General features: G+C 73.0%; 26 protein-coding genes. 13 read left to right on the forward strand and 13 right to left on the reverse strand.

What is annotated here, in order from left to right:
• Positions 1–45: 45 nt before the first annotated feature.
• Positions 46–927 carry an MIP/aquaporin family protein gene (locus H9L09_RS06800; RefSeq protein WP_187579920.1) on the reverse strand — a complete coding sequence of 294 codons (882 nt, stop codon included), beginning with the start codon at positions 925–927 and terminating at the stop codon, positions 46–48.
• A 166-nt stretch (positions 928–1,093) separates the two neighbouring features.
• Here H9L09_RS06800 and H9L09_RS06805 point away from each other — a divergent pair, with 166 nt between their 5' ends.
• The 3 genes from H9L09_RS06805 to H9L09_RS06815 all read left to right on the forward strand — a co-directional run bounded on the left by H9L09_RS06805 (position 1,094) and on the right by H9L09_RS06815 (position 4,832).
• A complete protein-coding gene (locus tag H9L09_RS06805; protein WP_187579921.1) occupies positions 1,094–1,864 on the forward strand; it encodes an IclR family transcriptional regulator in 771 nt (256 codons plus the stop codon).
• Positions 1,861–3,357 (forward strand): glycerol kinase GlpK, encoded by a 1,497-nt coding sequence (gene glpK / locus H9L09_RS06810; RefSeq protein WP_187579922.1) that lies wholly within the window; start codon positions 1,861–1,863, stop codon positions 3,355–3,357. The genes H9L09_RS06805 and glpK overlap by 4 nt, the downstream gene beginning before the upstream one ends.
• A 479-nt stretch (positions 3,358–3,836) precedes the next feature.
• Positions 3,837–4,832, forward strand: a complete 996-nt coding sequence (locus H9L09_RS06815) for a hypothetical protein (protein WP_187579923.1) — start codon at positions 3,837–3,839, stop codon at positions 4,830–4,832.
• A gap of 30 nt (positions 4,833–4,862) precedes the next feature.
• Here the strand turns inward: H9L09_RS06815 and H9L09_RS06820 are convergent, their stop codons facing one another.
• A complete protein-coding gene (locus H9L09_RS06820; RefSeq protein ID WP_187579924.1) occupies positions 4,863–5,120 on the reverse strand; it encodes a hypothetical protein in 258 nt (85 codons plus the stop codon).
• A 76-nt stretch (positions 5,121–5,196) separates the two neighbouring features.
• On the opposite strand from H9L09_RS06820, the gene H9L09_RS06825 reads away from it, so the two are divergent.
• The gene (locus H9L09_RS06825) at positions 5,197–5,553 is read left to right on the forward strand and encodes a Rieske (2Fe-2S) protein (protein ID WP_187579925.1); all 357 of its coding nucleotides are present in this window, start codon (positions 5,197–5,199) and stop codon (positions 5,551–5,553) included.
• Positions 5,554–5,610: 57 nt separating this feature from the next.
• Here H9L09_RS06825 and H9L09_RS06830 read toward each other — a convergent pair whose 3' ends face one another.
• The 6 genes from H9L09_RS06830 to H9L09_RS06855 all read right to left on the reverse strand — a co-directional run bounded on the left by H9L09_RS06830 (position 5,611) and on the right by H9L09_RS06855 (position 10,812).
• Positions 5,611–6,762, reverse strand: a complete 1,152-nt coding sequence (locus H9L09_RS06830; protein WP_187579926.1) for a hypothetical protein — start codon at positions 6,760–6,762, stop codon at positions 5,611–5,613.
• A complete protein-coding gene (locus H9L09_RS06835; RefSeq protein WP_187579927.1) occupies positions 6,755–7,273 on the reverse strand; it encodes a SigE family RNA polymerase sigma factor in 519 nt (172 codons plus the stop codon). Before H9L09_RS06835 ends, H9L09_RS06830 begins: the two co-directional genes overlap by 8 nt.
• A gap of 141 nt (positions 7,274–7,414) precedes the next feature.
• The gene (locus H9L09_RS06840; protein WP_187579928.1) at positions 7,415–7,810 is read right to left on the reverse strand and encodes a type II toxin-antitoxin system VapC family toxin; all 396 of its coding nucleotides are present in this window, start codon (positions 7,808–7,810) and stop codon (positions 7,415–7,417) included.
• The gene (locus H9L09_RS06845) at positions 7,807–8,235 is read right to left on the reverse strand and encodes a YybH family protein (protein ID WP_187579929.1); all 429 of its coding nucleotides are present in this window, start codon (positions 8,233–8,235) and stop codon (positions 7,807–7,809) included. Before H9L09_RS06845 ends, H9L09_RS06840 begins: the two co-directional genes overlap by 4 nt.
• The gene (speB, locus tag H9L09_RS06850) at positions 8,232–9,239 is read right to left on the reverse strand and encodes an agmatinase (protein ID WP_187579930.1); all 1,008 of its coding nucleotides are present in this window, start codon (positions 9,237–9,239) and stop codon (positions 8,232–8,234) included. The genes H9L09_RS06845 and speB overlap by 4 nt, the downstream gene beginning before the upstream one ends.
• Positions 9,232–10,812, reverse strand: a complete 1,581-nt coding sequence (locus H9L09_RS06855; RefSeq protein WP_187579931.1) for a purine-cytosine permease family protein — start codon at positions 10,810–10,812, stop codon at positions 9,232–9,234. Before H9L09_RS06855 ends, speB begins: the two co-directional genes overlap by 8 nt.
• A gap of 105 nt (positions 10,813–10,917) precedes the next feature.
• On the opposite strand from H9L09_RS06855, the gene H9L09_RS06860 reads away from it, so the two are divergent.
• Positions 10,918–11,568 carry a cyclase family protein gene (locus H9L09_RS06860; RefSeq protein ID WP_223164235.1) on the forward strand — a complete coding sequence of 217 codons (651 nt, stop codon included), beginning with the start codon at positions 10,918–10,920 and terminating at the stop codon, positions 11,566–11,568.
• A complete protein-coding gene (locus tag H9L09_RS06865) occupies positions 11,565–12,179 on the forward strand; it encodes a helix-turn-helix domain-containing protein (RefSeq protein ID WP_223164236.1) in 615 nt (204 codons plus the stop codon). Before H9L09_RS06860 ends, H9L09_RS06865 begins: the two co-directional genes overlap by 4 nt.
• A gap of 33 nt (positions 12,180–12,212) precedes the next feature.
• On the opposite strand, the gene H9L09_RS06870 is transcribed toward H9L09_RS06865, so the two are convergent.
• On the reverse strand, positions 12,213–12,584 hold the full coding sequence (locus H9L09_RS06870) for a hypothetical protein (protein WP_187579933.1): 372 nt from the start codon (positions 12,582–12,584) through the stop codon (positions 12,213–12,215).
• A gap of 262 nt (positions 12,585–12,846) precedes the next feature.
• Between H9L09_RS06870 and H9L09_RS06875 the strand changes: the two genes are divergently transcribed.
• From H9L09_RS06875 to H9L09_RS06890, 4 genes are all read left to right on the forward strand, one after another.
• Positions 12,847–13,980 (forward strand): glycosyltransferase family 4 protein, encoded by a 1,134-nt coding sequence (locus H9L09_RS06875; RefSeq protein WP_187579934.1) that lies wholly within the window; start codon positions 12,847–12,849, stop codon positions 13,978–13,980.
• Between the two features lie 13 nt (positions 13,981–13,993).
• Positions 13,994–14,830: an SGNH/GDSL hydrolase family protein gene (locus tag H9L09_RS06880; RefSeq protein ID WP_223164237.1), complete on the forward strand. Its 837-nt coding sequence runs from the start codon at positions 13,994–13,996 to the stop codon at positions 14,828–14,830.
• A 129-nt stretch (positions 14,831–14,959) separates the two neighbouring features.
• Positions 14,960–15,748 carry an SDR family NAD(P)-dependent oxidoreductase gene (locus H9L09_RS06885; RefSeq protein ID WP_187579935.1) on the forward strand — a complete coding sequence of 263 codons (789 nt, stop codon included), beginning with the start codon at positions 14,960–14,962 and terminating at the stop codon, positions 15,746–15,748.
• A 142-nt stretch (positions 15,749–15,890) separates the two neighbouring features.
• Positions 15,891–17,639, forward strand: coding sequence for an aminotransferase class V-fold PLP-dependent enzyme (locus tag H9L09_RS06890; protein ID WP_187579936.1), 1,749 nt, complete (start codon positions 15,891–15,893; stop codon positions 17,637–17,639).
• On the opposite strand, the gene H9L09_RS06895 is transcribed toward H9L09_RS06890, so the two are convergent.
• Positions 17,636–18,868 carry an FUSC family protein gene (locus H9L09_RS06895; protein ID WP_187579937.1) on the reverse strand — a complete coding sequence of 411 codons (1,233 nt, stop codon included), beginning with the start codon at positions 18,866–18,868 and terminating at the stop codon, positions 17,636–17,638. The two genes, H9L09_RS06890 and H9L09_RS06895, sit on opposite strands and share 4 nt — an antisense overlap.
• Before the next feature lie 202 nt (positions 18,869–19,070).
• Here H9L09_RS06895 and H9L09_RS06900 point away from each other — a divergent pair, with 202 nt between their 5' ends.
• A complete protein-coding gene (locus H9L09_RS06900) occupies positions 19,071–20,807 on the forward strand; it encodes a sialidase family protein (RefSeq protein ID WP_187579938.1) in 1,737 nt (578 codons plus the stop codon).
• A gap of 45 nt (positions 20,808–20,852) precedes the next feature.
• The gene (locus H9L09_RS06905) at positions 20,853–21,506 is read left to right on the forward strand and encodes a fasciclin domain-containing protein (protein WP_187579939.1); all 654 of its coding nucleotides are present in this window, start codon (positions 20,853–20,855) and stop codon (positions 21,504–21,506) included.
• A gap of 22 nt (positions 21,507–21,528) precedes the next feature.
• Here the strand turns inward: H9L09_RS06905 and H9L09_RS06910 are convergent, their stop codons facing one another.
• Genes H9L09_RS06910 through H9L09_RS06915 form a run of 3 tightly spaced genes read right to left on the reverse strand, consistent with a single transcriptional unit; the run spans position 21,529 to position 23,223 of the window.
• Positions 21,529–22,701, reverse strand: coding sequence for a hypothetical protein (locus tag H9L09_RS06910; RefSeq protein WP_187579940.1), 1,173 nt, complete (start codon positions 22,699–22,701; stop codon positions 21,529–21,531).
• A 1-nt stretch (position 22,702) separates the two neighbouring features.
• Complete coding sequence (locus tag H9L09_RS21565) at positions 22,703–22,906, reverse strand: sigma-70 family RNA polymerase sigma factor (protein WP_223164238.1); 204 nt, start codon at positions 22,904–22,906, stop codon at positions 22,703–22,705.
• Entirely contained in the window at positions 22,885–23,223 is a 339-nt protein-coding gene (locus H9L09_RS06915; protein WP_223164239.1) for a sigma factor, read from the reverse strand. The genes H9L09_RS21565 and H9L09_RS06915 overlap by 22 nt, the downstream gene beginning before the upstream one ends.
• A gap of 174 nt (positions 23,224–23,397) precedes the next feature.
• Between H9L09_RS06915 and H9L09_RS06920 the strand changes: the two genes are divergently transcribed.
• On the forward strand, positions 23,398–24,363 hold the full coding sequence (locus H9L09_RS06920; protein ID WP_187579941.1) for an MBL fold metallo-hydrolase: 966 nt from the start codon (positions 23,398–23,400) through the stop codon (positions 24,361–24,363).
• Positions 24,364–24,407: the final 44 nt, after the last annotated feature.

Raw genomic sequence — 24,407 nt, forward strand, 5'->3', positions numbered from 1 at the left:
TGTGGACGGTTGACGGGGACGGGAGCTGCGGAGGCGGCGGCCGGCTCAGGCACCGGGCTCGCGGTGCTCGGCGCGGGCCGCGACGTTCTCCGCGACACGCTCCTCGCGGGGCGCCTGCTCGGGGATCCGGCCCTCCTCGGCCGGCTCGTCCTCGGCGGGCAGGAAGCGGCCGATGGCGACCTTGTAGAAGCCGGCGCCGAGGACGCCTCCGATGAGCGGGGCCACGATCGGCACCCAGAAGTACAGCGCGCCGCGTTGGTCCTCGAAGGCGGTGTCGTAGCCGGTCAGGAAGCTGGCCAGCCGGGGACCGAAGTCACGCGCCGGGTTGATGGCGTAGCCGGCGTTGGTGCCCCAGGCCATGCCGATGGCGACGACGATCAGACCGACGATGAACGGCGCGATCCAGGCGACCGGGGCGTTGTTGCGGGCGTCGGTCACGGCCAGGATCAGGAACAGCAGGATCGCGGTGCCGAGGACCTGGTCGAAGAAGGCCGTGCTGGTGCTGATGTCCATCGCGCCGTTGCCGGGCAGCGTGGAGAAGATGCCCTGGGTGGCGATCGTGTGCCCGGCGTCGACGGTGCCGATCGCGTCGGCGTAGATCCAGCGGACCAGCAGCGCGGCCACGAAGGCCCCGGCGGTCTGCGCGAGGGAGTACGGGAGGACCTTGCGCCACTCGAAGTCGCCGAAGGTGGCCAGCGCCACCGACACGGCCGGGTTCAGGTGGGCGCCGCTGATCCGCGCGGCGGCGTACACGCCGAACGTGACGCCCAGCCCCCAGGCCCAGGCGATCGAGTCGTGGTCGCCGAGCCCGCCCTCGCTGGTGACGACCTGGGCGACGACGCCGACGCCGAAGAGGATGAGGATCATGGTGCCGGTGAACTCGGCGACGAGCTCGCCCACCAGTGTCCTTCTGCCGAGTGAGTCCATGGGGACGCTCCTTGGATCGTCAGGGATGGTCTGTGTGAGGAGCGACGCTAGGTGCACGTGACGGACGCCACAACAGCGAGCGTTCAGCATGGCCGAACGCCGCGTCGTTCGGCCATGCTGAACGCCGAACGTTCGACATGGCCGAACAGCGAGTAACGTCCCTCGCATGTCAGCGCGCGTCCAGTCGGTGGAGCGGGCGGCCGCGATCCTGCAGGTGCTCGCCGACGAGCACGGTCCGGTCAGCCTCGCGCACCTCTCCGCGGCGCTCGGTCTGGCCAAGGCGACGGTGCACGGACTGGTCCAGACGCTGCGCGAGGTGGGCTTCGTCGACCAGGACCCCGTGACGGGGCTGTACGCCGTCGGCGCCGAGCTGCTGCACCTCGGCGCCACGCCGCTGGACCGCAACGAGCTCCGGGCACGGGCCCTGAACTGGACCGACGCGTTGGCCGGCCACACCGGGGAGTCCGCGCTGGTCGCGCGGCTGGAGGACGGCGAGGTGATGATCGCCCACCACGTGTTCCGGCCCGACACCAGCCAGCAGAGCCTGCAGACCGGATCGTCACGACCGCTGCACGCCACCGCGCTGGGCAAGGTGCTGCTCGCCCACGACCCGCGGGCGTCGCGCACGCTGGCCGGGCGGCAGCTGGAGAGCCACACCTACCGGACCGTCACGGACCCCGGCCGGCTGCACCGCGAGCTCGCCGACGTCCGCGACCTGGGCTGGGCCGCCTCGGTGGAGGAGTGGCGGCCGGGTCACGCCGGGCTGGCCGCCCCGGTGCGGGACCGCTCCGGCTTCGTGATCGGCGCGGTCGGCATCGAGGGCCGCGCCGACGCCCTCTGCGACGGGCACCTGCGACCCCGCGCGACGCTGGTCAAGCACGTGATGGACGCCGGCCGGTGGATCTCCCGCGAGCTCGGTCACGGGCGGCACGGGTGAGCCCGTCGTACGTCGCCGCGATCGACCAGGGCACCACCTCGACCCGCTGCCTGCTCTTCGACCGGCAGGGCCGGATGGTGTCGGTCGCGCAGCGGCAGCACCGCCAGCACTACCCCCGTCCCGGCTGGGTCGAGCACGACGCGGAGGAGATCTGGCGGCTGGTCTGCGACCTGGTGCCGCTGGCGCTCGAGGACGCGGGGGTGACGCCTGCCGAGGTCGTCGCGCTCGGGGTCACCAACCAGCGCGAGACCACGGTGGTGTGGGACCGCGTCACCGGCCGGCCGGTGGGGCCGGCGATCGTCTGGCAGGACACGCGTACGGCGACCGACCTGCCCGCCCTCACCAGTGACTTCGAGGTGGCGGAGCTGACCCGGCGCACCGGCCTGCCGCTGTCGCCGTACTCCTCGGGGCCCAAGCTGCGCTGGATCCTCGACAGCGACCCGCGGCTCCGGGAGCGCGCCGAGCGAGGTGAGCTGCTGTTCGGGACGATGGACACCTGGCTGGTCTGGAAGCTCACCGGCGGCCTGCACGTGACCGACGCGACCAACGCCAGCCGCACGCTGCTGATGGACCTCGAGACGCTCCAGTGGGATCCCGAGCTGCTGGAGTGCATGCAGGTGCCGGCGGCGATGCTGCCAGAGATCCGCAGCTCGGCCGGCGTGATCGGTCACACCCGCGAGCCGATCGAGGGGATCCCGATCAGCGCGATGCTCGGCGACCAGCAGGCGTCGCTGTTCGGGCAGACCGCCTTCGAGCCCGGCGACGCGAAGTGCACCTTCGGCACCGGCAGCTTCCTGCTGATGAACACCGGCCCGGACATCGTTCGCTCCCGCTCCGGCCTGATCACCACCGTCGCCCACGCGACCGAGGGCGAGCCGACCGTCTACGCCCTCGAAGGATCGATCGCGGTGGCCGGCGCGCTCGTCGAGTGGTGCCGCACCAGCCTGGGGCTGGTGCGCTCGGCCGCCGAGATCGAGACACTGGCGCGCACCGTCGATGACAACGGCGGCTGCTACGTGGTGCCGGCCTTCGCAGGCCTCTACGCCCCCTACTGGGAGAGCCGGGCGCAGGGGATCATCGCCGGGCTGACCGGCTACATCACCAAGGGCCACATCGCCCGGGCGGTCCTCGAGGCGTCGGCGTGGCAGGCCAAGGACGTCGTGGACGCGATGGTGGTCGACGCCCAGGTCCCGATGACCTCGCTGGCCGTCGACGGCGGGATGACCGCGAACAACCTGCTGATGCAAACCCTGGCCGACGTCCTCGACGTGCCGGTGATCCGGCCGATGATGGCCGAGAGCGTGGCGCTCGGAGCGGCGTACGCCGCCGGGCTCGCGGTCGGCTACTGGCCGGACCGCCGGGTGCTGAAGGCCAACTGGCACCGGGCCTCGGAGTGGCGCTCGGAGATCGCGGACGACGAGCGGGACCGCTCCCACGCCGCGTGGCGGCAGGCCATCGACCTGTCGATCGCCTGGGGCCGCGGCCGTCCCTGACCGGGCCCGCCGCCCGGGTCGGCTGGGGGCGAATCGGACCGGTGTCGACCGGTATCCCCTGTGGTGCAACCGACATGCCTACACATGCGTCTTTGTGGGTATCAGACCGATGCGCCGCGGCACCGCGATCGGTGACCGGCCCGGACAACGCCCAGCCGTTCAGGAGAACACCATGAAAGCCACCACCACCGACACGACGGTGCAGGAGACTGCCGCCGAGGCCGACTCCGGACTCGGACTGATGCTGCTCATCCTGCTGGTCCTCACCGTGGTCGCCGCACTCGCCACCTGATCTCCCGGCCGCCCGGGCGGAGGACCTTGGTCCCGTGAGCCGGGCGGCGTCGGACCCCTTTTGCGCTGCGAAGGACCCCTTCCGGCCCTGGACGGTTCCCTCCGGCCGGCCCCGCTGCGCACGATGACTCCCGGCGGCCTCTGGACCGACACGGTCCCCGCCCGCAGGTCTGCAAGGGAGTCGGCCGATGAGCGGCGCAGCACTGATCTTCCCCGGCGCGCACGAGCGCTGGTTCGTCACCGACGTCTCCGGCGGTGACTGGTCCTTCTTCTTCTCGCCCCTGCCGCTGTTGCTGACAGCCGTCGTCGTGGCGGTGACGGTGGCCTGGCGGCTGGTGGCGCTGCGCCTGCCCTCCCCGGAGATCGGCGCCTTCGCTCGGCTGGGCCGGCTGGCGCCGTACGTCCCCCGGCTGCTGGCCATCCACGTCGGGGTCAGCCTGCTGGCCCTTGCGGCGACCGGCGACTTCCTGGCCCACTCCCTTCCGCTGCGCGAGGTGCCCGCCGGCGGGGTCGTCGGGCTGGTCGAGGCCGGGATCGGCGTCTGGTTCATCACCGGGGTCCGGCTGCGGGCCGCCGCGGTGGGGCTGGTCGTCCTCGGTCCGGTCGCGCTGCTGGCCGCCGGCCCGGTGGCGATGCTCGAGTCCGCAGCACTGCTGGGGGTGGCCGGCTTCCTGGCCGTGCTGCCGCCGAGCGACGGCACCTTCGGACGTGTCGAGCACGACGCCGTACGGCTGCGCTGGGCGCTGCTGGCGCTGCGCCTCGGGGTGGCGGTCGCGCTGGTGACGCTGGCGTTCTCCGAGAAGCTGACCAACCCGGTGCTGGCCACCGAGACCCTCGACGCCTACCCCTCGCTCGACGTGTTCGCGCTGGCGGGCATCCACCTCGCCCCGACCACGTTCATCGCGGTCGCCGGCGCCGTGGAGCTGCTGTTCGGGCTGCTGGTGCTCTCCGGCGCGGCCCCGCAGGTGGCGGTGCTGGTCGCGGCGGTGCCGTTCAACGCGACGCTGCTGCTGTTCGGGCAGACCGAGCTGGTCGGCCACCTGCCGGTGTACGGCGTCTTCCTGACCCTGCTGGTCTACGGCTCGAGCGCCGTCACCGCCCCGGAGGTGCGCTGGCTGCCCCGGCCGCGGGACCTGACGGTACGGCGCCGTGCCGCCGTCGCCGCGGCGGCAGCCACCCCCTGAGCAGCCGCCCGGCGTGCGGGCGTGGACCGCTCAGGCGCCGCCGTTGTCGCCGCCCAGCGAGCCGGGGCCGGTCTCGGCGACGGCATCGTCCGGCCCGACCGGCTGGCGGTAGGCAGCGCACTCGGCGTTGGGGCAGAAGTCGACGGTGACCATCTCGCCGGGCCGCATCTCGGGACGGGGCTCGTTGTCGGGGTCGAAGTCGACCACGGCCTGCTCCAGCGCGGTGCCGCAGACGGGACAGTGGGTCGGCCACTCGTGCGGCTCGTTCGCCGTGATGTCATCGGTCATAGCGCCATCGTGCCCGGTCACCCCGCATCGCACTCCTGCACGGGTCGCCGGGCCGACCCACCACCAGGAGGACCCCGTGAGCAGCAGCGACCGCATCCCAGCCCGTGACCTGCCTCCGGGCACCGTGCGCCGCGTCGGCGACTGGGCGGTGGGCAACCGCGACGGCGAGCTGTTCGGCGTCTCGCGCCGTTGCCGGCACCAGCTCGCCGACCTCTCAGAGGGCAGCATCGACGCCGACGGCTGCCTGGTCTGCCCCTGGCACCAGAGCCGCTACGACGTGGAGTCGGGCGAGATGGTCGAGGGCCCTCGCGGCTTCCTCGGCTACCACGGGCCCGCGCCCGGCTACTCCCAGCTGGTGCGCGGCTACGCCCGGTTCCTCAAGCTGCGGGTTCGGCGCGTGGTCCGCCGCGGCAAGGACGTCGTCGTCGAGTGATCCGGCCCCACTGCGAGCGCCGGGCCGGGTCCGGCATCCGGGCCGGGTCCGCCAGGACTAGCAGCCGTCGTCGCCGGTCTCGACCGAGGTGAAGCACTCGACCGGCACGAGCATGTCCGCCGGTGGGTTGTCAGAACTGGTCCGAGCGACTCCGGACTCGTGGCCGTCGGCGTCGAGCGCGCGGAGCACCGTGTCGGCACCCGGAGCACCGCCCGGCACCGGCACCACCGCGGCGAAGACACCGTCGAACACCGGCACGACCCGCGTCGCACCACCGACGCTCACCTCCAGCGACGTGACGTCTGCGCCGGCGGATCCGGCCAACGTCAGCAGGTCCGACCCCTGACCGCCGTACAGGTAGGGCCCGGCGGCCGACGCCGCGTCGGTCGGGGTGGCCGACACCTGGGTGAGGCGCTGGGCCGGGTCCGAGGAGAGCGCGCAACGCGCCACGAAGCCGTCCGGTGACACCAGCGCCGCGCTCAAGGTGCGCCCCACCCGGTCCGCGGCGCCGACCCGCCACGCGCGGAAGTCCACGTGTCCCTGGTAGGAGCACTGCCGCAGCACCTGGTGGTCGTCGTCCGACGAGGGCACCTGCGACAGATCGGGCCTGTGGCGAGGGCTGAAGTCGCCGGGAAGCGTGCACGCCGCCGAGTAGGTGCGCCCGTGATGCTCGGCCTCGTAGCTCGCGACGAGGCCGGCCCGCGACGGGAAGTCGTCGATCCAGCCCTCCGAGTGCTGCCAGGCGCTGTCCGGCACGAGCGGCGCAGCCTGGCGCAGCATCGGCAGGCACATGGTCTCGGCGTCCACCTTGGAGATCTCCGGGAACGACACGGTGCCGTCGGCTCCGCTGACCGGCGCCATCCCCGCGATCGGCCAGCCGAAGCCGGTGATGGTCACCCACTGCCGGCCCTGGCTGCTCACCACCAGGTCCGGGTAGCCGTCCCGCGGGCCGCCGGACGCCACGAGCGACACCCGACCGCCGGGATCGCCGAAGGCAGGCGAGGGCTCGTCCGCGGAGCGTCCGACGAGCTGCGTCGCCGACAGCACACCTCCCACGGCGAGCAGGCTCGCCACCCCGGCCACGGCCCCCGCCCGGCGTCGCCGGCGCGCGCGGGCACCGAGCCGGATGACCAGGGCGGGGTCGGTGGGGGCGAGCGGACGGGACTCCAGCACCCGGTCCAGCTCGTCGAGGATGGCGCGGTCACTCATCGTGTGCTCCGGAGGTCGAAGGGGTGGGAGCCAGAGCGGCGCGCAGCCGCTCGAGGCCTCGGGACGCCTGCGTCTTCACCGTGCTGCGCGAGCAACCGATGAGGCGTGCGGTCTCCTCGACCGACAGGTCGTTCCAGTAGCGCAGGACCACGGCGGCCCGTTGGCCGGGAGGAAGCGCCCTCAACGCCGCGAAGACCGCCGACTCCACCTGCGGCTCGGTCTCCTTGCCCGGCATCCCGGAGCGGTCCTGGCCGTCGGTCACCTCACGGCGGCGCCACGGCCGGCGCGACTCGTCGATGCAGGCGCGGACCAGGATCTGTCGGACGTAGGCGTCGATCGTGTCCGACCGGTCAACGCGGTCCCAGGCCAGGTAGAGCTTGGTCAGCGCGATCTGGACCAGGTCCTCGGCACGGTGAGGATCCCCGCACAGCAGGTACGCCGTGCGGGTGAGCTGCGGCGAGCGCGCCACGACGTACTGCGTGAAGCGCCGGTCCCGGTCGCTCCGCCTCATCCTGGTCTCCCCCGTCGGTGGTCACTTCTCACCCCTCCATACGGTGGGGCTCTGCCCGCAGGACCACACGGACCGTGAAAAATCGTCGGTCGATCCGACGACGGCACCGATCGACCGATCGGCAAGGTCGATCGGTGCCGCTCAGTGCAGCGCCTCCACCGGGGCGACGGCGACCAGGGCCTTCACCGTCTCGGCGAGCCGGGTGTCGAGCGTGACGAAGGCGTCTGCCTGCAGCTGGGTCAGGGCGACGTACTCCGCCGTCAGCGTGTCGGGCCAGCCGAGCCGGTCCGCGACCTTCCAGGCGGTCCTCTGCAGCACCCGGTCGCCGAGCAGGCGCAGGTTCAGCCCGCGCACGTGGTCGAGCCGGCGCCCAGCCTCCTTCTCGTCCAGCTCCCCGCGGCGGACCGACTGGTAGAGCATTGAGAGCACCTGCGAGCGGAGCAGCGTCGGCGCGAGCAGCTGGTGCTCCGCCGCGACCACGGCCTGTTCCTGGGCCAGCCGGAGCGCGACGTCCGGGCCGATCACGAACCGGGTCATCCCAGCGTCGCCTCGCCCGGGTCGGCCGGGGACGGGGACAGGTGCTCGTGGACCGCGAGCCACCGGCCGTCGGTCTGCCGGGCGAAGACGATCGTCTCGCGCTCGTCGAGCCACTGCCGCTCGCCGTCGGCCTGCACCACGGTGAGGACCCGGTGGGTGAAGACCGCGCTCTCGCCGTGCACCCGGACCCTGCCGTCCAAGGAGGTGCACGAGCTGACCTGGAAGCCGGCGTCGCGCTCCCACGACGCCCACAGCCGCTCGTAGGCGACACGTGAGTTCAGCGGCTCCGGCACGGTGTAGAACACGAACGTCGCGTCGGGGGTGAAGCTGCCGAAGTAGGCGTCGCGGTCGTGCCGGCCGAAGGCGTGGACGAGGTCGGACGCGGCGGCGAGCACCTGCTTCTCGACGTTCTCGACGGGGGTCATGTGGCGCTCCTCGGGGCGAGAGCCGACAGCAGCTCGTAGGTGACGTGCGAGGCGGCGATCCCGGTCACCTGCGCGTGGTCGTAGGCCGGTGAGACCTCGACGACGTCGGCCCCGACGAGGTTCAGCCCGCCGAAGGCGCGCAGCACCGCGAGCAGCTCCCGGCTGGTCATGCCGCCGGCCTCGGGGGTGCCGGTGCCGGGCGCGAAGGCCGGGTCCAGCACGTCGATGTCGACCGAGACGTAGACCGGTCGTTCGCCGACCCGGGCTTGGATCCGCTCTACGACGCCGCGGGCGCCGAGGTCGTCGATCTCGACGCTCGGCACGATCTGGAAGCCGAGGTCCGCGTCGTCGACGAGGTCCTGGCGGGAGTACAACGGCCCGCGGGTGCCGACGTGCAGGCACCCCGACCGGTCGAGCAGCCCCTCCTCCGAGGCCCGACGGAACGGAGTGCCGTGGGTGTAGGCGGCGCCGAAGTAGGTGTCCCAGGTGTCGAGGTGCGCGTCGAAGTGGACGACCGCCACCGGCCCGTGCTTGGCGTGCATCGCCCGCAGCAGCGGCAGCGCGATGGTGTGGTCGCCGCCGATCGTGACCAGCCGCTCCGAGCGCTCGAGCAGGTGCCGGGCGCCGGCCTCGATCGCCGCGATCGCCTCCTCGATGTCGAACGGGTTCACCGCGAGGTCGCCGGCGTCGACGACCTGCTGGCCGGCGAACGGGTCGACGTCGACGGCCGGGTTGTGCGGCCGCAGCAGCCGCGAGGACTCCCGCACGTGCGACGGACCGAACCGCGCTCCCGGCCGGTAGGAGACGCCCGCGTCGAACGGCACCCCGACCACCGCGACGTCGACGTCGGAGACCTCGTCGATGCGGGGCAGGGTCGCGAAGGTGGCCGGGCCCGCGAAGCGGGGTACGAGCGTCGCGTCGACCTGGCCGACCCGGCCGCCGGCCCGCACCCGGGGCAGGCCCGGCGAGGCGGGCGACGACGGATCGGCGGCGGGGTCAGCCATCGGCTCTCCTCGAGGCAGCGCTGCGGGCACGGACCCGGTGCACGGAGGCACCGGCGTTGTCGAGGATCTCAGGCTCCTCGACCTCGGCGGCAGGCACCCATCGCGGACCGTCCGGCCCGAACACGTAGCGCGGCTCCGGGACGACGTACAGCAGCACCGTGTAGACGACCGCGGCGACGCCGATCGCGACCAGCAGGCTGAGGTCGATGCCGCCGGCGGCGTTGCGGAACGGCCCCTCGATCAGCGGCGGGTAGTTGGCGAACAGCAGGCCCAGCACGGCGGCCGGGATCCAGGCGGCCATGCCCCGCCAGTTGACCCCGGAGCTGAACCAGTAGGCGCCGCCGGTGCGGCCCTGGTTGAACACCTGCAGGTCGACCTCGCGGTAGTAGCCGCGGCGTACGACGTAGCCGATCGTCATGATGATCATCCACGGCGTGGTGCAGATGACGATCGCACCGATGAACGCGTTCACGCTGGCGATCAGGTCGAAGGCGAGCCGGCCGACCAGGATGAACACGAACGCGAGCGAACCGATCACCAGCGAGGCCTGCACCCGCGAGAGCCGCGGGAACACCGAGGAGAAGTCCAGGCCGGTGCCGTAGAGCGAGGTGATGCCGGTCGAGAGCCCGCCGAGGAAGGCGACCACCATGAGCAGCAGGGCGTACCACAGGGGCGAGAGGTTGATCAGGGCCACGATGTAGTCGGCCTCACCGGCGACCAGGGTCGCGGTGGCGACGCCGAACAGGAACGGCACCAGCGTCATCGCTTGGGCTCCGAGGGTGGCGCCGAGCAGCGACTTCACCGAGGTGCCGGTGGGGATGTAGCGGGACCAGTCGCCGAGGAAGGCGCCGAACGAGATCGGGTTGCCCATCACGATCAGCGCGGACAGCACGAACGTCGGCCAGAACGAGCCGAGCGCGTAGGCGCCCGGCCCCGGGTCGTAGCCGAGGTCGAGCGATCCGGAGTAGGCCACGCCGCCGAGCAGGATCAGGATCGTGTTGCCGAAGACCACGATCTTGTTCACCAGCAGCATGAACGCGTAGCCGTAGACGACCACCACGATGACGATCCCGCCGAGAACGGCGTAGATCGTGCCGCGCAGCAGGTCGGAGTCCTCGACCCCGGCCAGCCGCACCAGTGCTCCGACCAGCGCGTCACCGCTCACCCAGACCGAGATCGAGTAGAACGCGATCGCGGTGAGCAGCGACAGGAACGAGCCGAGCACCCGGCCGCGGACGCCGAAGTGCGCACCCGAGCTGACCGCGTTGTTGGTCCCGGTGATCGGCCCGAACAGCCCCATCGGCATCAGGATCAGCGCGCCGACCAGCACCCCCAGCACGGTGGCGGCGACCGCCTCCCACAACGAGAGCCCGAGCAGGATCGGGAAGGTGCCGAGGATGACGGTGGCGAAGGTGTTCGCGCCGCCGAACTGGATCCGGAACAGGTCCAGCGGCCGGGAGTGCCGGTGCTCGGGCGGGATCGTGTCGATCCCGTGCTGCTCGACCTCGGTGGCCTTCGGCCGGCGGATCTCCGGCGTGGCCCCCCGGCCGGCGTCGTACGGTTCTGGTCGCATCGCCAGGTCCCTCCATGACGGCCGCGGTGCCCGCGGCGCTGCACGCAGGCTAGGCATGAGTTGCATCACATGCAATAGTTGTTTCCCATGAGGGTCACTCGCATCGTGGACCTGTCTGTACCGGTGGGGCCGGGGACGGTCGTCTACCCCGGCGACCCCAGCCCCGAGCTGCAGGTGCACAGCACCATCGAGCGGGACGGCTTCAACCTGCTGCAGGTGAGCATGGGCTCGCAGTCCGGCACCCACGTCGACGCCCCGTTCCACTTCGACGCCGACACCCCGCGCATCGACGAGCTGCCGCTCGAGCGGTTCGCGGGCACCGCGGTCGTGGTCGACGCGACCGCCGTCGGGGAGCGCGGCCGGATCACCTGGGAGCACGTCGCCCCGGTGGCCGACCGGCTCGGCCCCGGCACGGTGGTGCTGCTGCACACCGGATGGGCGCAGCGGTACGGCGCGCCGGCGTACTTCGCCAACCCGTTCCTCGACGCGGACGCCTGCCGCCGGATGCTCGACCTCGGCGTGCGCGCGTTCTGCATCGACGCGATCAACCTCGACGAGACCCCCGACGACGACCACCCCGGTGAGGGCTTCCCGGTGCACCACCTGATCGCCGCGGCGGGCGGGGTGATCGGGGAGAACTTCCGCAACTTCGAGGCCCTCGACTGGCCGGACCCCTTCGTCACCTTCTTCCCGATCGCGCTCGAAGGAGCCGACGGGGCGCCGGTGCGCGCGGTCGCGATGGAGCTGCAGCCGTGAGCGCCCCCGACGCGGGCGGCCCCACGCCCGCGGACGACCTCCCCGGCACTCCCGCCCGCGCCGAGCGGGCGCCGGTGCGGATCGGCGCCCGGCTGCGCGCCGCCCGGCTCTCGCAGAAGATGACGATGGAGCAGGTGGCCGCCGCCAGCGGCCTGACCAAGGGCTTCATCAGCCGGCTCGAGCGCGACAGCGCGTCTCCCTCGGTGGCCTCGCTGGTGGCGGTCTGCGAGGTCATCGGGCTCCGGGTGGGCGCCCTGTTCGACCCGCCGGAGACGGCGGTGGTCCGGGCGGGCGCGGGCAAGCGGATCAACTTCGGCGCCAGCGGTGCGGTCGAGCGGCTGCTCAGCCCCGGCACGCAGCAGCAGATCGAGGTCATCCACACGGTGCTCGAGGGCGCCGGCCACGGTGGCGACGAGCTCTACACCCTCGACTGCGACACCGAGTTCGTGTACGTCGTCGGCGGCTCGCTCGAGATCGTCCTGGAGGACCAGCAGGTGACGCTGGCCGCGGGCGACGCGATGACCTTCCCCGGCCGGACCCCGCACACCTGGCGCAACACCTCGGCCACCGAGCCGGCGGAGGTGCTGTGGGTGATGTCGCCGGCGCCCTGAGCCGCGCCCGGGTCGTGGGCGCGGCCGCCCCGCTCAGCCGGTCGAGCCCTCGTCCTCGAAGCTCACGTGGGCGGGATGCATCTCGGCCCCGTCGTAGCGGGTCCAGCCGGTCTTCTCGATGATGGCGCGCACCCGGGCCCGCTCGGCCTCGTCGCGGCACTCGATCAGCAGCAGCTCCATGCCGCTGCGGGTGGCGGTGACCGAGTGGAAGCCGGCATGCGCGAGCGCGGCCATCGGGACGGCGGCGTCCTGCCCGAGCGGGACCGCGTAGGCGACCGTGTGGGCGCCGGGTCCGCCGAGCTCCGCCTCCCGCCCGGCCTCCTCGAGCGTCACCCTGCGCAGGAACAACATCACCGCGCCGCCGACGACAACGAAGGCGGAGGGCACCATCACCGGTCCGAGCATGACCTCTCCGTCCCGCGACGCCCCGGTCTGACCCGACCCGTGCCGAGCCCCCGGAGCCCCGCCGCGTCCGGGGAGCCTGCACCCCCGTCCTGCAGGCTCCCCCTGGTGCTTCGAGACTGCTCCCGCCGGCCGACGCGGTCGAGGGACCTGGGTCCCCTCCCACCGCGCATTCGTGCCAGCCATTCCAGGACGTAGCGCCGACTTCGGACGACACCCGCCTGGTGGTCGCCACCCGTTCACCGCCGGAGCCGACGCTTGCCGCATGCGCGTCGCGATCGTCACCGAGTCGTTCCTGCCCCAGGTCAACGGCGTCGCCAACACGGTGCGTCACATCGTCGACCGGCTGGTCACCCGGGGCCACGAGCCGCTGGTGATCGCGCCCGCGCCCGGCCCCGGCCACTACGGCGACGTCGAGGTGCTCCGGGTCCGCTCCTTCGACCTGCCGCGCTACCGGTCCTTCCCGGTCGCGCTGCCCGACCTGTCGGTGGAGCGGCGGCTGGCCGCCTTCCGGCCGGACCTGGTGCACCTGGCCTCCCCGATCGTGCTGGGCGCGGCCGGGCTGCGCGCGGCCCGACGGCTCGACCTGCCCACCGTCGCGGTCTACCAGACCGACGTCGCCGGCTTCGCCCGGCACTACGGGCTCCGGGTCGATCCGCTGCTCGCCCGGTGGGTGGCGCACCTGCACCGGCGGGCCACCCGGACCCTGGTCCCCTCGCACGCCTCCCGCGAGCACCTCGAGGGCTGGGACGTGCCGAACCTGCACCTGTGGCGCCGCGGCATCTCGCTGGACCTGTTCGGCCCGCGGCAGCGCGACCCGCTGCTGGTCCGGTCCTGGACCGGCGGCGATCCCTCGCTCACCGTGGTCGGCTACGTCGGCCGGCTGGCCGCGGAGAAGCAGGTACGCCGGCTGCGCGAGGTCGCCGCGGTCCCGGGCATCCAGCTCGTCGTGGTCGGCGACGGCCCGGAACGTCCCTGGCTGGAGCGGCACCTGCCGGGGGCCCGCTTCACCGGGCTGCTGCGCGGTGCCGAGCTCGCGCGGGCCTTCGCCAGCCTCGACGTGTTCGTGCACACCGGCGCCTCCGAGACGTTCTGCCAGACCGTGCAGGAGGCGCAGGCCAGCGGGGTCGCGGTGCTGGCTCCGGCCGCGGGCGGGCCGCTGGACCTCGTCGAGCACCGTCGCACCGGGATGCTCTACCCGCCCGAGGACGCCTCGCTGCTCCGCAGCCACGTCGGCACCCTGGCCGCCAGCCCGGACCTGCGCCACCAGCTCGCGGAGCGGGCGTTGCGGCAGGTGTCGCAACGGTCCTGGCCGCAGGTGGTCGACGAGCTGCTCGACGTGCACTACGCCGCCGTACTCGCTCCGGCGGGGCACGCCGGCCACCCCACCGCGGCCTGAGGCCGGACCCGCCTTGAGCCGCACCCGCGTCTCCGTGATCGGTGCGTCGTCCGCCGCCGCCACCGCCCTGGCCACGACGGCGCTGGCCCGGGAGCTGCTGCGCCGGCAGGCCCGGACCGCCCGAGCGACCATCCACGTCTCGGACCTGGGCGAGGAGGCGCACGTCGCCGACCGCACCTACAAGAAGAAGTACGGCGACCCCCTGGACCTGCTGCTGCTCGGCGACTCGATCGCGGCCGGTCTCGGCGCCGACAGGCCGTCGCACACGCTGGGCGCCCAGCTGGCGAGCCGGCTGGCCAAGGCGACCGGGCGGTCGGTGCGCCTGCACACGGCGGCCCGGGTCGGGTCCGAGTCCTCGATGCTGCCGGCCCAGCTCGACGCGCTGCCGGAGGGCTACCACGCCGAGGTGGCGGTGGTCGTCGTCGGCGGCAACGACGTCACCCACCGGGTCCGGATCGCCGAGTCCACCCGGCACCTCGGCGAGGCGGTGACGCGGTTGCGGGCCGACGGCACGGCGGTGGTGGTCGGCACCTGCCCGGACCTCGGGGCGCTGCGCCCGGTGCCGCAACCGCTGCGCAGCCTCGGCAGCCGCGCCTCCCGGCAGCTGGCGATCGCGCAGCGCGAGGTCGCCACGTCGCTCGGCGCGCACGCGGTCTCGCTGGCCACCGTGGTCGGTCCGTTCTTCGTCAGCCGGCCCGACGAGATGTTCGCCCTCGACCGGTTCCACCCCTCGAGCGCCGGCTACCGGCGTACCGCCAAGGCGTTGCTGCCCAGCGTCCTGGCGGCACTGGGCCACCTCGACGAGCTGCCGTTCGGCCACCATCCGCCGGCCGGCGCCGTCACCGGCTGAGGCCGGCCCCGGCGCGAATCCCCGCACGGGCGGGGCGCGCTCCTCTATCGTCGCGGCATCCGGATCCGCTCCGGGACCCGCACCGGGACCCGCGCCGCGGACAGGCCGGGAACGCGGACGAGGAGTCGGATGGGCACCGAGCTGGCGCAGGACATGACCGGCCGGGTGGCGCTGGTCACCGGTGGCACCAGCGGGATCGGCCGGGCCACCGCCCAGCGGTTCGCCGCGCGCGGGGCCGACGTGGTGGTGTGCGGCCGCGACGCAGACCGCGGCCGGCGGGTCGCCGAGGAGCTGGGCCGCGACGGCAACGTCAGCTTCGTCGCCGCGGACGTCACCGACGAGCAGCAGGTGGTCGACCTGCTCGGCACGATGCTCGACCGGCACGGACGGCTGGACTACGCGTTCAACAACGCGGCCAACATCGAGGCGGTCACCGGCTCCGGCGCGCTCACCGACACCTCGCTCGCCGAGTTCGAGGGGATCGTCCGGGTGGTCATGACCAGTGCCTGGCTGTGCATGCGCCACGAGGTGCCGGCGATGCTGGCGACCGGGGGCGGTGCGATCGTGAACACGTCGTCGGTGGACGCCCAGCTGCTCAGCGCCGGCACGGCGCCGTACGCCGCCGGCAAGCTGGGTCTGGAGGCGCTCACGATCACGACGGCCAAGGAGTTCGCGTCCCGGGGCATCCGGATCAACGCCGTCCGACCCGGCGCGATCCTCACCCCGATGCTCGAGCGGCACCTCACCGCCGACACCGAGGAGGGGCGGGCCCGCAACCTCGCCCGCTACGAGTCGGTGATCGCGATGGGGCGGATCGGGGAGCCCCGCGAGGTCGCCGACGTGGTCACCTGGTTGTGCTCGGACGCTGCCTCCTACGTCACCGCGCAGGTGCTCACCGTCGACGGCGCCATCGGGTGAGAGCCGCCGGCGCCGGGACCAACGGCCCGCCGTTCCGGCCGAGCGACCCTGCCGCCGACCCGGTCCGCTGCACCACCATGGCGGCCAGGAGTCCGGTCGTGCGGCAGCGCCGGCCGTCTGGGACGACGAAGGAGCGTGGGCGATGGGTGCCGGTGCGCACGGCGGACCACCGGTGGAGACCCCGCTGCTGCGCCGGATCCGGGAGGCGGTGATCGGCGACGACCAGGTGATGCCCGGACCGTTCGGTCCCCGTCGGGTCACCTACGCCGACTACACCGCGTCGGGGCGGGCGCTGTCGTTCCTGGAGGACTTCATCCGCGACGAGGTGCTCCCCCGCTACGCCAACACCCACACCGAGTCCAGCGGCACCGGGCTGCAGACGACCCGGCTCCGCGAGGACGCCCGCGGGATCATCCGCGACGCGGTGGGTGGAGACGAGCAGACCGTGGTCGTCTTCGCCGGGTCGGGCTGCACCGGCGCGATCGACAAGCTGATCGGCGTCCTCGGCCTGCGGATCCCGTCCGCGCTCGACGACGAGTACCACCTCAGCGAGACCATCCCTCCCACCCGGCGGCCGGTCGTGTTCATCGGGCCCTACGAGCACCACTCCAACGAGCTGCCCTGGCGGGAGTCGCTGGCCGACGTGGTGGCGATCCCCGAGGACGCCGACGGGCACATCGACCTCACCCGGCTCGAGACCGAGCTGGTCCGGTTCGCCGACCGGCCGGTGAAGATCGGCAGCTTCTCCGCGGCCAGCAACGTGACCGGGATCCTCAGCGACACCGCCCGCATCTCCTCGCTGCTGCACCGGCACGGCGCCTTGTCCTTCTGGGACTTCGCGGCGGCCGGGCCCTACGTGGACATCGACATGTACGGCCCGGACCACGACGATCCCCTGTGCTACAAGGACGCGGTCTTCCTGAGCCCGCACAAGTTCATCGGCGGTCCCAGCACCCCCGGCGTGCTCGTCGTACGCCGGGAGCTGCTCACCAACCGAGTGCCCGACGTGCCGGGCGGCGGGACGGTCGCGTTCGTGAACGCCGACGAGCACCTCTACCTGGCCGACCCGGCGCAGAAGGAGGAGGGCGGCACGCCGGCGATCGTCGAGGCGATCCGCGCCGGCCTGGTGTTCCAGCTCAAGGAGGCCGTCGGGATCGAGGTGATCCGCGAGCACGAGGAGAGCTACCTGCGTCGCGCCCTGGCGCGCTGGCAGCAGGAACCGACCATCGAGGTGCTCGGCAACCCCGAGGCCGAACGGCTCTCGATCGTCTCCTTCGTGGTCCGCGCGCTCAGCGGTCGCTACCTGCACCACAACTTCGTGGTGGCGCTGCTCAACGACCTGTTCGGCATCCAGTCGCGCGGCGGATGCTCGTGCGCGGGACCGTACGGCCACAGGCTGCTGGGCATCGACCTCGAGCGGTCCCACGAGTTCGAGCGCGAGATCAGCCACGGCTGCGAGGGCATCAAGCCGGGCTGGGTGCGGGTGAACTTCAACTACTTCATCTCCGAGGCGGTCTTCGACTACATCGTCGAGGCCGTGCGGCTGGTCGCCCGCGACGGGTGGCGGCTGCTCGGCGACTACCGCTTCGACGCCGCCCGGGGGATCTGGGTGCACCGTGACGGACCGGTCGAGCCGCCGCTGCGCCTGCGCCAGGTCGGCTACGGGCCGGACGGTTCGATGCGGTTCCCGCGGCTCGCGGACACCGCCCCGGAGAGCATCCTGGGCGAGTACCTCGAGCAGGCGGCGGCCGTGCTCGACGCGGCGCCGGCACCCGACGTGGGCGGTGCCGAGGCCGTCGTGTCCGCGGACTTCGAGCAGCTGCGCTGGTTCGAGCTCCCCGGCGTGTGCCTGTCCGAGCGGCGCGTTGCGGCGGGCACCCGGGCACGCTAGCCGGGCTGGCCCGGCGGCAACCGGCGGCCGGTGCGCGGCAGCAGCGGACGGCCCCCGGTGCGCAGCCGCACCTGCCGCCGGATGCGTTCGTCGAGGCCCAGCTCGCTCAGCAGCCGCTTGACCGTCGACATCACCGCGAAGTGCAGCTCGGAGATCACCCGGTCGGTGTCCATGAGCAGCAGGTCGCTCAGGCGCGCCCGGGCCTCGTGGAGTCCGTCGAGGGCCTCCTTCATCCGGTCGATCTGCGGGGTGACCCCCCGTTGCTGCGGCTCCGCCTCGGCACGCACCAGCTCGCCGAACGCGGCGACGCCGGCCGCCATCTCCTCGAACACCTGGGCGAGCCCCATCAGCACGGCGGTGCCGCGCTCGTCGTCGGGCCAGTCGGGGTCGGAGGTGGCGTCGCGCACCGAGCGGAACATGCCGCGGACCGCGACCGCGGTGTGCTCGAGCGCCTCGAGGCCCTGGCGGAGCCCGGGCCCGACGTCCGGGGTTCCCAGGGCGCGCACGTTGAGCCGGCGGCCCTGCTCGGCGCGGAGCAGCGCGGCGCCGACCCGCGGGATGTCGTGGGTGATCACGCGGGCGTCGTCCAGCCACCCCGACGTGTGCGCGACCACCGCGGGCCCCGCCGCGTCGTGCTCGACCACCTCCTCGGCGGCCCGGTCCAGGAGCACGCTGAGCTCGTCGGCGAGGTTCTTGATGGCGCTCCCCGCGTCCCCGGTGGCCACCTTCGGCGGGAACAGCAGGTTGGTCACGACCCCGACGGCCGCGCCGACCAGGGTCTCGGCGATGCGCTGCCAGCCGGCCGACTCCGCGCCGAGCGATCCGACCCCGAGGACCAGCATGGCGCTGATCGCCACCTCGATCAGGTTCGACTTCAGCCGCAGCGCCTGCCCGATCATGATCGACACCGCGATCAGGATCCCGAGGCTCCACCAGGCGAGCGGGACGATGGCGGAGAAGGCGACCGCGAGGGACACCCCGGCGACCACGCTGACGACCCGGTCCAACCCGCTGGCGACCAGGGTCACCGGGGTCACCTGCACCACCAGCAGCGCGGTCAGCGGCGCCAGCAGCGGCTGGGTGCCCGGGAACAAGGCCAGCGCGACCACATAGCTGGCGACCGCGGCCATGGTCAGCCGCAGCGCCCACGCCACCGCGGCGGCGCCGCCCCGGCGGAACCGGTCGCGCTGCACGGCGAGGTTGCGGGCCAGCGCGGCGCGCGCGGTCATCGGAGCATCCGGACGCCGGCCGAACGCCGTCGTGGACCCACCTGTTCACCTCCTGTCGCTCAGGTCCGGAACGCGAGGTTGGAAACGAGACCCATGCTCCACCAGAGGTCCTCATGGTGGCCACAACGGGTCATGGGCGCGGTGCCGGAGCGCTTGGAGACTGAAACGAACCGGTCGACACCACACGTAGGGGGTTTCCGTGATGCGCAGGTGGATCTCTGCTCGAAGCACCAGCCGGGTCGGCGCGGCCCTGGCAGCAAGCGCGACGTTGGTCGCACTCAGCTCGGTCGGGACCCCGGCGTCCGGCAGCGAGGACCCGGTCGACGGCCGGGTGCACCTCAACCTCTCCGGAAGCGCCCTCATGCTGCAGGGCCTCGCCTCCGCGGGCGCGCTCGGCGGCGGCGCGATCGACAACAAGACCTGCACGTCGTCCGGTACGCCGAGCGCGGACATCGACCTGAGCTGCGACGACCCGATCAGCCCCGAGGACGAGACGCCGATCGTCGTCGACCCGGCGAACCCCGACCACCTCCTGGCCGGCTCCAACGACTACCACCTCACCTTCAAGGGCTCCACGCTGCAGGCCCGCATCCCGACCGGCTTCTTCGTCTCCTTCGACGGGGGCGCCACCTGGACCGACGGGCAGATCCCGATGGGCTCCGGCGCGGGCGGCGGCAACGGCGACCCCTCGCCGGCGTTCAACCGCAAGTTCGGCACCGCCCACATGGCGCAGCTCAACGCCAGCTGCACCTCGGTGGGCAACACCGGCAACTGCGGCTCGCTGAGCGTCAGCGTCGCGACCTCCCGCGACGGCGGCCGGACCTGGGCGCAGCCGGTCACCGTGGCCCAGGGCCGCGGCTCGATCACCCCGTCGCCGAACGCCGTGTTCAACGACAAGGAGTGGCTGACCGCCGACAACGACCCGGGCTCCCCGTTCTACGGCCGGATGTACCTCACCTGGTCGCGCTTCGCGCTGGACCGCGGCGCGTACGTCGAGTCGCCGATCTACCTCTCCACCTCCGACGACGGTGGCCGCAGCTGGACGGCCGGGCGCCCCATCAGCGGCAGCAACCCCGCCGTCTGCACGTTCCAGACCAGCGGGCCCGCCGGCGTCTGCGACGAGGACCAGTTCTCGGTGCCGGTGGTGCTGCCGGACGGCACCGTCGCGGTGCACTTCCAGAACAACCAGCACCAGGCCGCCTGGGAGACCCCCGACGAGGCGGAGTCCACGATCATGGTGGTCCGCTCCACCGACGGAGGCGCCACCTGGTCGGCACCGGTGCCGGTGGCCGACCTCGAGGACGGCGGCATCGACAACGGCAACGCCGGCGCGGACTACCCGATCAACGTCGACGGGCGGGCGACGCAGACCGGGCACCAGTTCCGGACCCAGTCGGTGCAGGGCATGACCGCCGACCCGGTGACCGGCAGGCTCTACGTCTTCTGGACCGACAACCGCGACGGCGTACGCGACACCGCCGAGCCGGTCACGCACACCAACGTCTTCGTCGCCACGTCCGCCGATCGGGGCGCTACCTGGTCCGCGCCGATCCGGGTCACCTCCGGGCCGGCCGACAAGTGGATGCCCTGGGCAGCGGCACACGACGGGAAGCTGGCCGTCGGCTACATGGACGGCACCGCCGACTACCCCACCCGGGACACGTACGGCTTCACGATCGCCACCTCCACCGACGACGGCGCGACCTGGAGCTACCAGTCGGCGTCCACCGCGCAGTCCGACCCCGACCACTCGCTGTGGTTCCGCGCCGGGGTGGCGGGCTGCGTCGAGTGCTCGCGGTTCATCGGCGACTACAACGGCCTGGCGATGGACTCGCAGGGCCGGGTGCACGCCACCTGGGCGGACCAGCGGCGCGTCGCCACCGTCGCCGCCCTGGACCGGACCGGCACCCCTGGTGACGTCTACTACGCCCGCCGCTGAGCGGCGCGGGCTCGCGCACCATCCCTCGAAGGAAGGAAGCTCCTCATGCACCTGCGTCTCACCTCGGTGGCCACCGCACTGCTGGTCGGCGGCACCACGCTGGTCGCCACGACCGGAACCGCCCAGGCCGCGCCCGATCAGCAGCAGCTCGGCACCCGGAGCCTGGCCGACGTCCTCGCCGCTGACGGTCACGGCTTCGACAAGAACCCTCGCGACTTCGACGTCTTCGACGCGATCCTGGCACGGATCCTGGCGGCCCGGCCGGACAGCCGGCTGGCGATCCTGACCCAGGGCGAGCGGAGGGTCACGGCCTTCCTCCCCACCGACGGGGCCTTCCGCCGCTTTGGGGTCGCCGTGACCGATCACCGGATCGCCTCGGAGCGTCGCCTGGCAGCCGCACTGTGGGACTCCGCCGGCGGCACGCGGCGGGAGCGGGTCGAGCTGACGAGCAAGTTCCTGCTCTTCCACGTGGTCCGTGGCCAGACGCTCACCCGGGCGCAGCTGCGGGCCGCGGCCCCCACCGAGCTGACCCCGATGCCGGGTGGCGTGATCCGGGTCCGGATCCGGGACGGGCAGCTCTTCGTGCTGGACCGGGAGCCCGCCTCACCGCCGGCCCGGACGATCCCGGCCCTGCGCAACATCAACGAGGGCAACCGGCAGATCGCCCACGGCATCGACCAGGTGATGAGCCCGTTCTAGCCTGCTGGGCGCCATCGCTGGGTCACCGGCTCCTGACCAGCACGCAGCGGGCCGGCTGGGGGCTGCAGCGTGCCATCCGCTCCTCCCCGGCACCCTCGCGGACCACCCCGGAGACGAGGTGCTCGTCGTCCTCCCACACCCACGTGCGGACCAGGAAGTCCCAACCCGCCGGGGGCGTGAGCGTGGCCGTCCGGCTGCCGTCGACGGACCGTGCCTGGAGCGCGGGGACCGAGGTGGCCTCACCACCGGTGGTCCCGGGAGCGGTCCAGGCCAGCCAGCGGGCCCCCGGGCTCACCACGAGGTCGTCGTGGGCCGGCAGGCCGCCGGTCCGGGTCATCTCGCCGGCATCGGAGAGCTCGGCCAGGTAGGGCTCCCCGCCGGCACCGTCGGTCACGACCAGGCCGGCAGAGGTCCCCGCCAGGATCTCCTGCCCCGGCGCGGTCACGCTCAGGTCGACGGTGTCGTCGCCGGCTGCCGCGAGAGGCAGCCACAGCAGGCTGGTCCTCGTCCCCTGGGCGATCACCCTGCCGTCGTCCGTGACGGCCCGGATGGTGACCGCGCTGCCGTCCTGACGGTCGCCGAGGTCGATCGGGACGCCTCCCGGCTGCTCCCCGCCGGCGTCGGTCTCGACGAAGGTGAGGCTGCCCCGGCCGTTCTCGACGCCGGTCGCGGCGACGTACCGGCCGTTCGGCGAGAGGACCGGCGGTACGTCGTGCGCGCCGGTGAGCTCGTTCGGCACCGGTCCCCGGCCCCACCACCAGGTGCCGTCGGTGCGCAGCGCGAGCCATCCGGATTCACCGGCCTGCACGGACCACCAGCTGCCCGGCACCAGCCCGCCGTCGACGTACAACCGCTGCCCGAGGACGTAGGGGACGCTCGGAGAGCTCGTCGAGAGACGGCCGACCGGGTCGGTGCTGGGGACGCTCGGCGCGCTCGTGGGGAGCGGGTCGACCGAGTCGGTGCTGCTGGGCGTGGTCGGAGCCGGGGCAGGCGCCGGCTCCTGGTGGTCACGGACCTGCGCCACCGTGGCGACGCCGGCGACGACCAGCACGACCGAGGCAGCGACCAGCAGCGGCTGCCACTGCCGCCGCGTGCGGGGCGGCTCCTGCGCCACCGGCGGCATGGGTGGGACCGGCAGTCCGTCGGCCACCTCGCGCAGCTCACGACCCAGGGTCTCCTCGATGTCGATGAACATGTCAGTTCTCCCTCCCGGTCGCGCCGTCGGAGCCGATCGCGGCTCGCAGTGCCTTGAGTGCGTGGTGTGCGGTGGACTTCACGTTGCCCCGCGAGCAGCCCAGTGCCTCCGCGATCTCCTGCTCGCTGAGGTCCTCGTAGTAGCGGAGCACGATCACGGCGCGCTGGCGCGGCGGCAGCGACTTCACGTGCGGCCACAGCGCCATCCGGTCCTCGGGGCCGGCTGCCCGGGCGAGACCCGGCTCGGGGGCTCGTCGGTGAGCAGCTCGAGCCGTCGTCCCTTCGGACGCCGTTGCGACAGGTAGGTGTTGGTGAGCATCCGACGGAGGTAGGCGGTCGGCGCGTCCGAGTCCCTGACCCGGCCCCAGGACCGGTAGGCCTTCACCAGCGTCTGCTGGGCGACGTCCTCGGCATCCGCGTGGTTGCCGGTGAGCAGGTAGGCGTAGCGGTAGAGCGAGGGCCAGGCAGCGCCGGCGTACTCCTCGAACGTGGCCGCATCGGCGTTGCTCGTCACGGTGTCCATCTGACACCACCCCCTTCTGCTCACCTGACTCCGCGGAGCGGTCTGGGGGTTGTGTCGGAGCAGTCACCATTTCTCCGGCCCCGCGCCCACCTGTCGGGCGGTCGGGTCGCCGACGGACCTTCGCCCCTGGCCCGCGGCTCGTCCACTACGGAGCCTGGTGCCGGAGGTGCATCGATGCGGGTCGGGCCAGGGACCACCGCGACCGCTGCGCTGGCGGCGGCGCTCGCCGGACGGTACGTCGTCGGGCGGAACGCCGCGAGCCGACACCGCACGACCGGACTCGAGAGGACCCTGGGCCACCTGGGAGCGGTGGACTCGGTGACGATCATGCCGGTCGTGGAGCGGCTGACCCGCGACCCCGGGCTGCGCGGGGAGGCGGGGGTGTCCTACCTGCTCCGGGCCGACGGGCTGACGCTGCTCTTCGACTGCGGGCTCGGGATGGGTCGTGGCGAGACACCCTTCGAGACGAACGCACGGGCTCTCGGGGTCCACGTCGAGGACCTGGACTGCCTCGTGGTCTCGCACCTGCACCTCGACCACGTCGGGGGCGCGCGATCGCAGCTGCGGCACACCTTCAGCCTCGGCAGGGAGCAGCCGCTGCCGGCTTCGCTGCCGGCCTTCGTCCCGACCGACATGGAGCATCCACGCGCTGACGTCTGCGTCGTCGAGGAGGCGCGGGTGCTCGGGACCGGTGTGGCGGTGCTGCCGCCGTTGCGCCGCATGCTGTTCTGGCTCGGCCCCGTCGCCGAGCAGGCGCTGGTCGTCAACGTCCGCAATCGCGGTCTGGTGGTGCTCACCGGCTGCGGTCACCCCGAGATCGAGAAGACGCTGGCCGAGGCCGAGCAGATCGTCGACGCTCCCGTCTACGCCGTGATCGGCGGGCTGCACCTGCCGGTGCACGCCGCCGGGACACCCCTGATGCCGCAGGCGATCCTCGGCAGCCCGAACTGGCCGTGGCGGCCGATCAGCGAGGGCGACGCCCGGGCCGTGATCGCCTCGATCCGGGCCCGCGGTCCCGGGCTGGTGGCGCTGTCGGCCCACGACAGCACTCCGTGGACGCTCGCGGCGTTCGACGAGGCCTTCGGCGCGGCGCACCAGGCGTTGCGCGTCGGCGAGGAGATCACGATCCGCGCGGGCTGAGGGACCGATCGCCGCCGTCGGCGCGCGTCGCCGTACCCGGAAAA

It is taken from the genome of Nocardioides mesophilus (genome assembly GCF_014395785.1).
GTDB lineage: Bacteria > Actinomycetota > Actinomycetes > Propionibacteriales > Nocardioidaceae > Nocardioides_B > Nocardioides_B mesophilus.

Excerpts from the sequence above, each read along its gene's own strand:
- H9L09_RS06915 (WP_223164239.1), bottom strand. The coding sequence starts at position 23,223 with ATGGACACCGTGACGAGCAACGCCGATGCGGCCACGTTCGAGGAGTAC.
- H9L09_RS21565 (WP_223164238.1), bottom strand. The coding sequence starts at position 22,906 with ATGGCGCTGTGGCCGCACGTGAAGTCGCTGCCGCCGCGCCAGCGCGCC.
- H9L09_RS06870 (WP_187579933.1), bottom strand. The coding sequence starts at position 12,584 with ATGCTCGGACCGGTGATGGTGCCCTCCGCCTTCGTTGTCGTCGGCGGC.
- H9L09_RS06855 (WP_187579931.1), bottom strand. The coding sequence starts at position 10,812 with ATGCGACCAGAACCGTACGACGCCGGCCGGGGGGCCACGCCGGAGATC.
- H9L09_RS06845 (WP_187579929.1), bottom strand. The coding sequence starts at position 8,235 with ATGACCCCCGTCGAGAACGTCGAGAAGCAGGTGCTCGCCGCCGCGTCC.
- speB (WP_187579930.1), bottom strand. The coding sequence starts at position 9,239 with ATGGCTGACCCCGCCGCCGATCCGTCGTCGCCCGCCTCGCCGGGCCTG.
- H9L09_RS06885 (WP_187579935.1), top strand. The coding sequence starts at position 14,960 with ATGGGCACCGAGCTGGCGCAGGACATGACCGGCCGGGTGGCGCTGGTC.
- H9L09_RS06910 (WP_187579940.1), bottom strand. The coding sequence starts at position 22,701 with ATGTTCATCGACATCGAGGAGACCCTGGGTCGTGAGCTGCGCGAGGTG.
- H9L09_RS06840 (WP_187579928.1), bottom strand. The coding sequence starts at position 7,810 with ATGACCCGGTTCGTGATCGGCCCGGACGTCGCGCTCCGGCTGGCCCAG.
- H9L09_RS06905 (WP_187579939.1), top strand. The coding sequence starts at position 20,853 with ATGCACCTGCGTCTCACCTCGGTGGCCACCGCACTGCTGGTCGGCGGC.
- H9L09_RS06835 (WP_187579927.1), bottom strand. The coding sequence starts at position 7,273 with ATGAGGCGGAGCGACCGGGACCGGCGCTTCACGCAGTACGTCGTGGCG.
- H9L09_RS06820 (WP_187579924.1), bottom strand. The coding sequence starts at position 5,120 with ATGACCGATGACATCACGGCGAACGAGCCGCACGAGTGGCCGACCCAC.
- H9L09_RS06800 (WP_187579920.1), bottom strand. The coding sequence starts at position 927 with ATGGACTCACTCGGCAGAAGGACACTGGTGGGCGAGCTCGTCGCCGAG.
- H9L09_RS06895 (WP_187579937.1), bottom strand. The coding sequence starts at position 18,868 with ATGACCGCGCGCGCCGCGCTGGCCCGCAACCTCGCCGTGCAGCGCGAC.
- H9L09_RS06875 (WP_187579934.1), top strand. The coding sequence starts at position 12,847 with ATGCGCGTCGCGATCGTCACCGAGTCGTTCCTGCCCCAGGTCAACGGC.
- H9L09_RS06830 (WP_187579926.1), bottom strand. The coding sequence starts at position 6,762 with ATGAGTGACCGCGCCATCCTCGACGAGCTGGACCGGGTGCTGGAGTCC.
- H9L09_RS06890 (WP_187579936.1), top strand. The coding sequence starts at position 15,891 with ATGGGTGCCGGTGCGCACGGCGGACCACCGGTGGAGACCCCGCTGCTG.
- H9L09_RS06805 (WP_187579921.1), top strand. The coding sequence starts at position 1,094 with ATGTCAGCGCGCGTCCAGTCGGTGGAGCGGGCGGCCGCGATCCTGCAG.
- H9L09_RS06815 (WP_187579923.1), top strand. The coding sequence starts at position 3,837 with ATGAGCGGCGCAGCACTGATCTTCCCCGGCGCGCACGAGCGCTGGTTC.
- H9L09_RS06920 (WP_187579941.1), top strand. The coding sequence starts at position 23,398 with ATGCGGGTCGGGCCAGGGACCACCGCGACCGCTGCGCTGGCGGCGGCG.
- H9L09_RS06900 (WP_187579938.1), top strand. The coding sequence starts at position 19,071 with ATGCGCAGGTGGATCTCTGCTCGAAGCACCAGCCGGGTCGGCGCGGCC.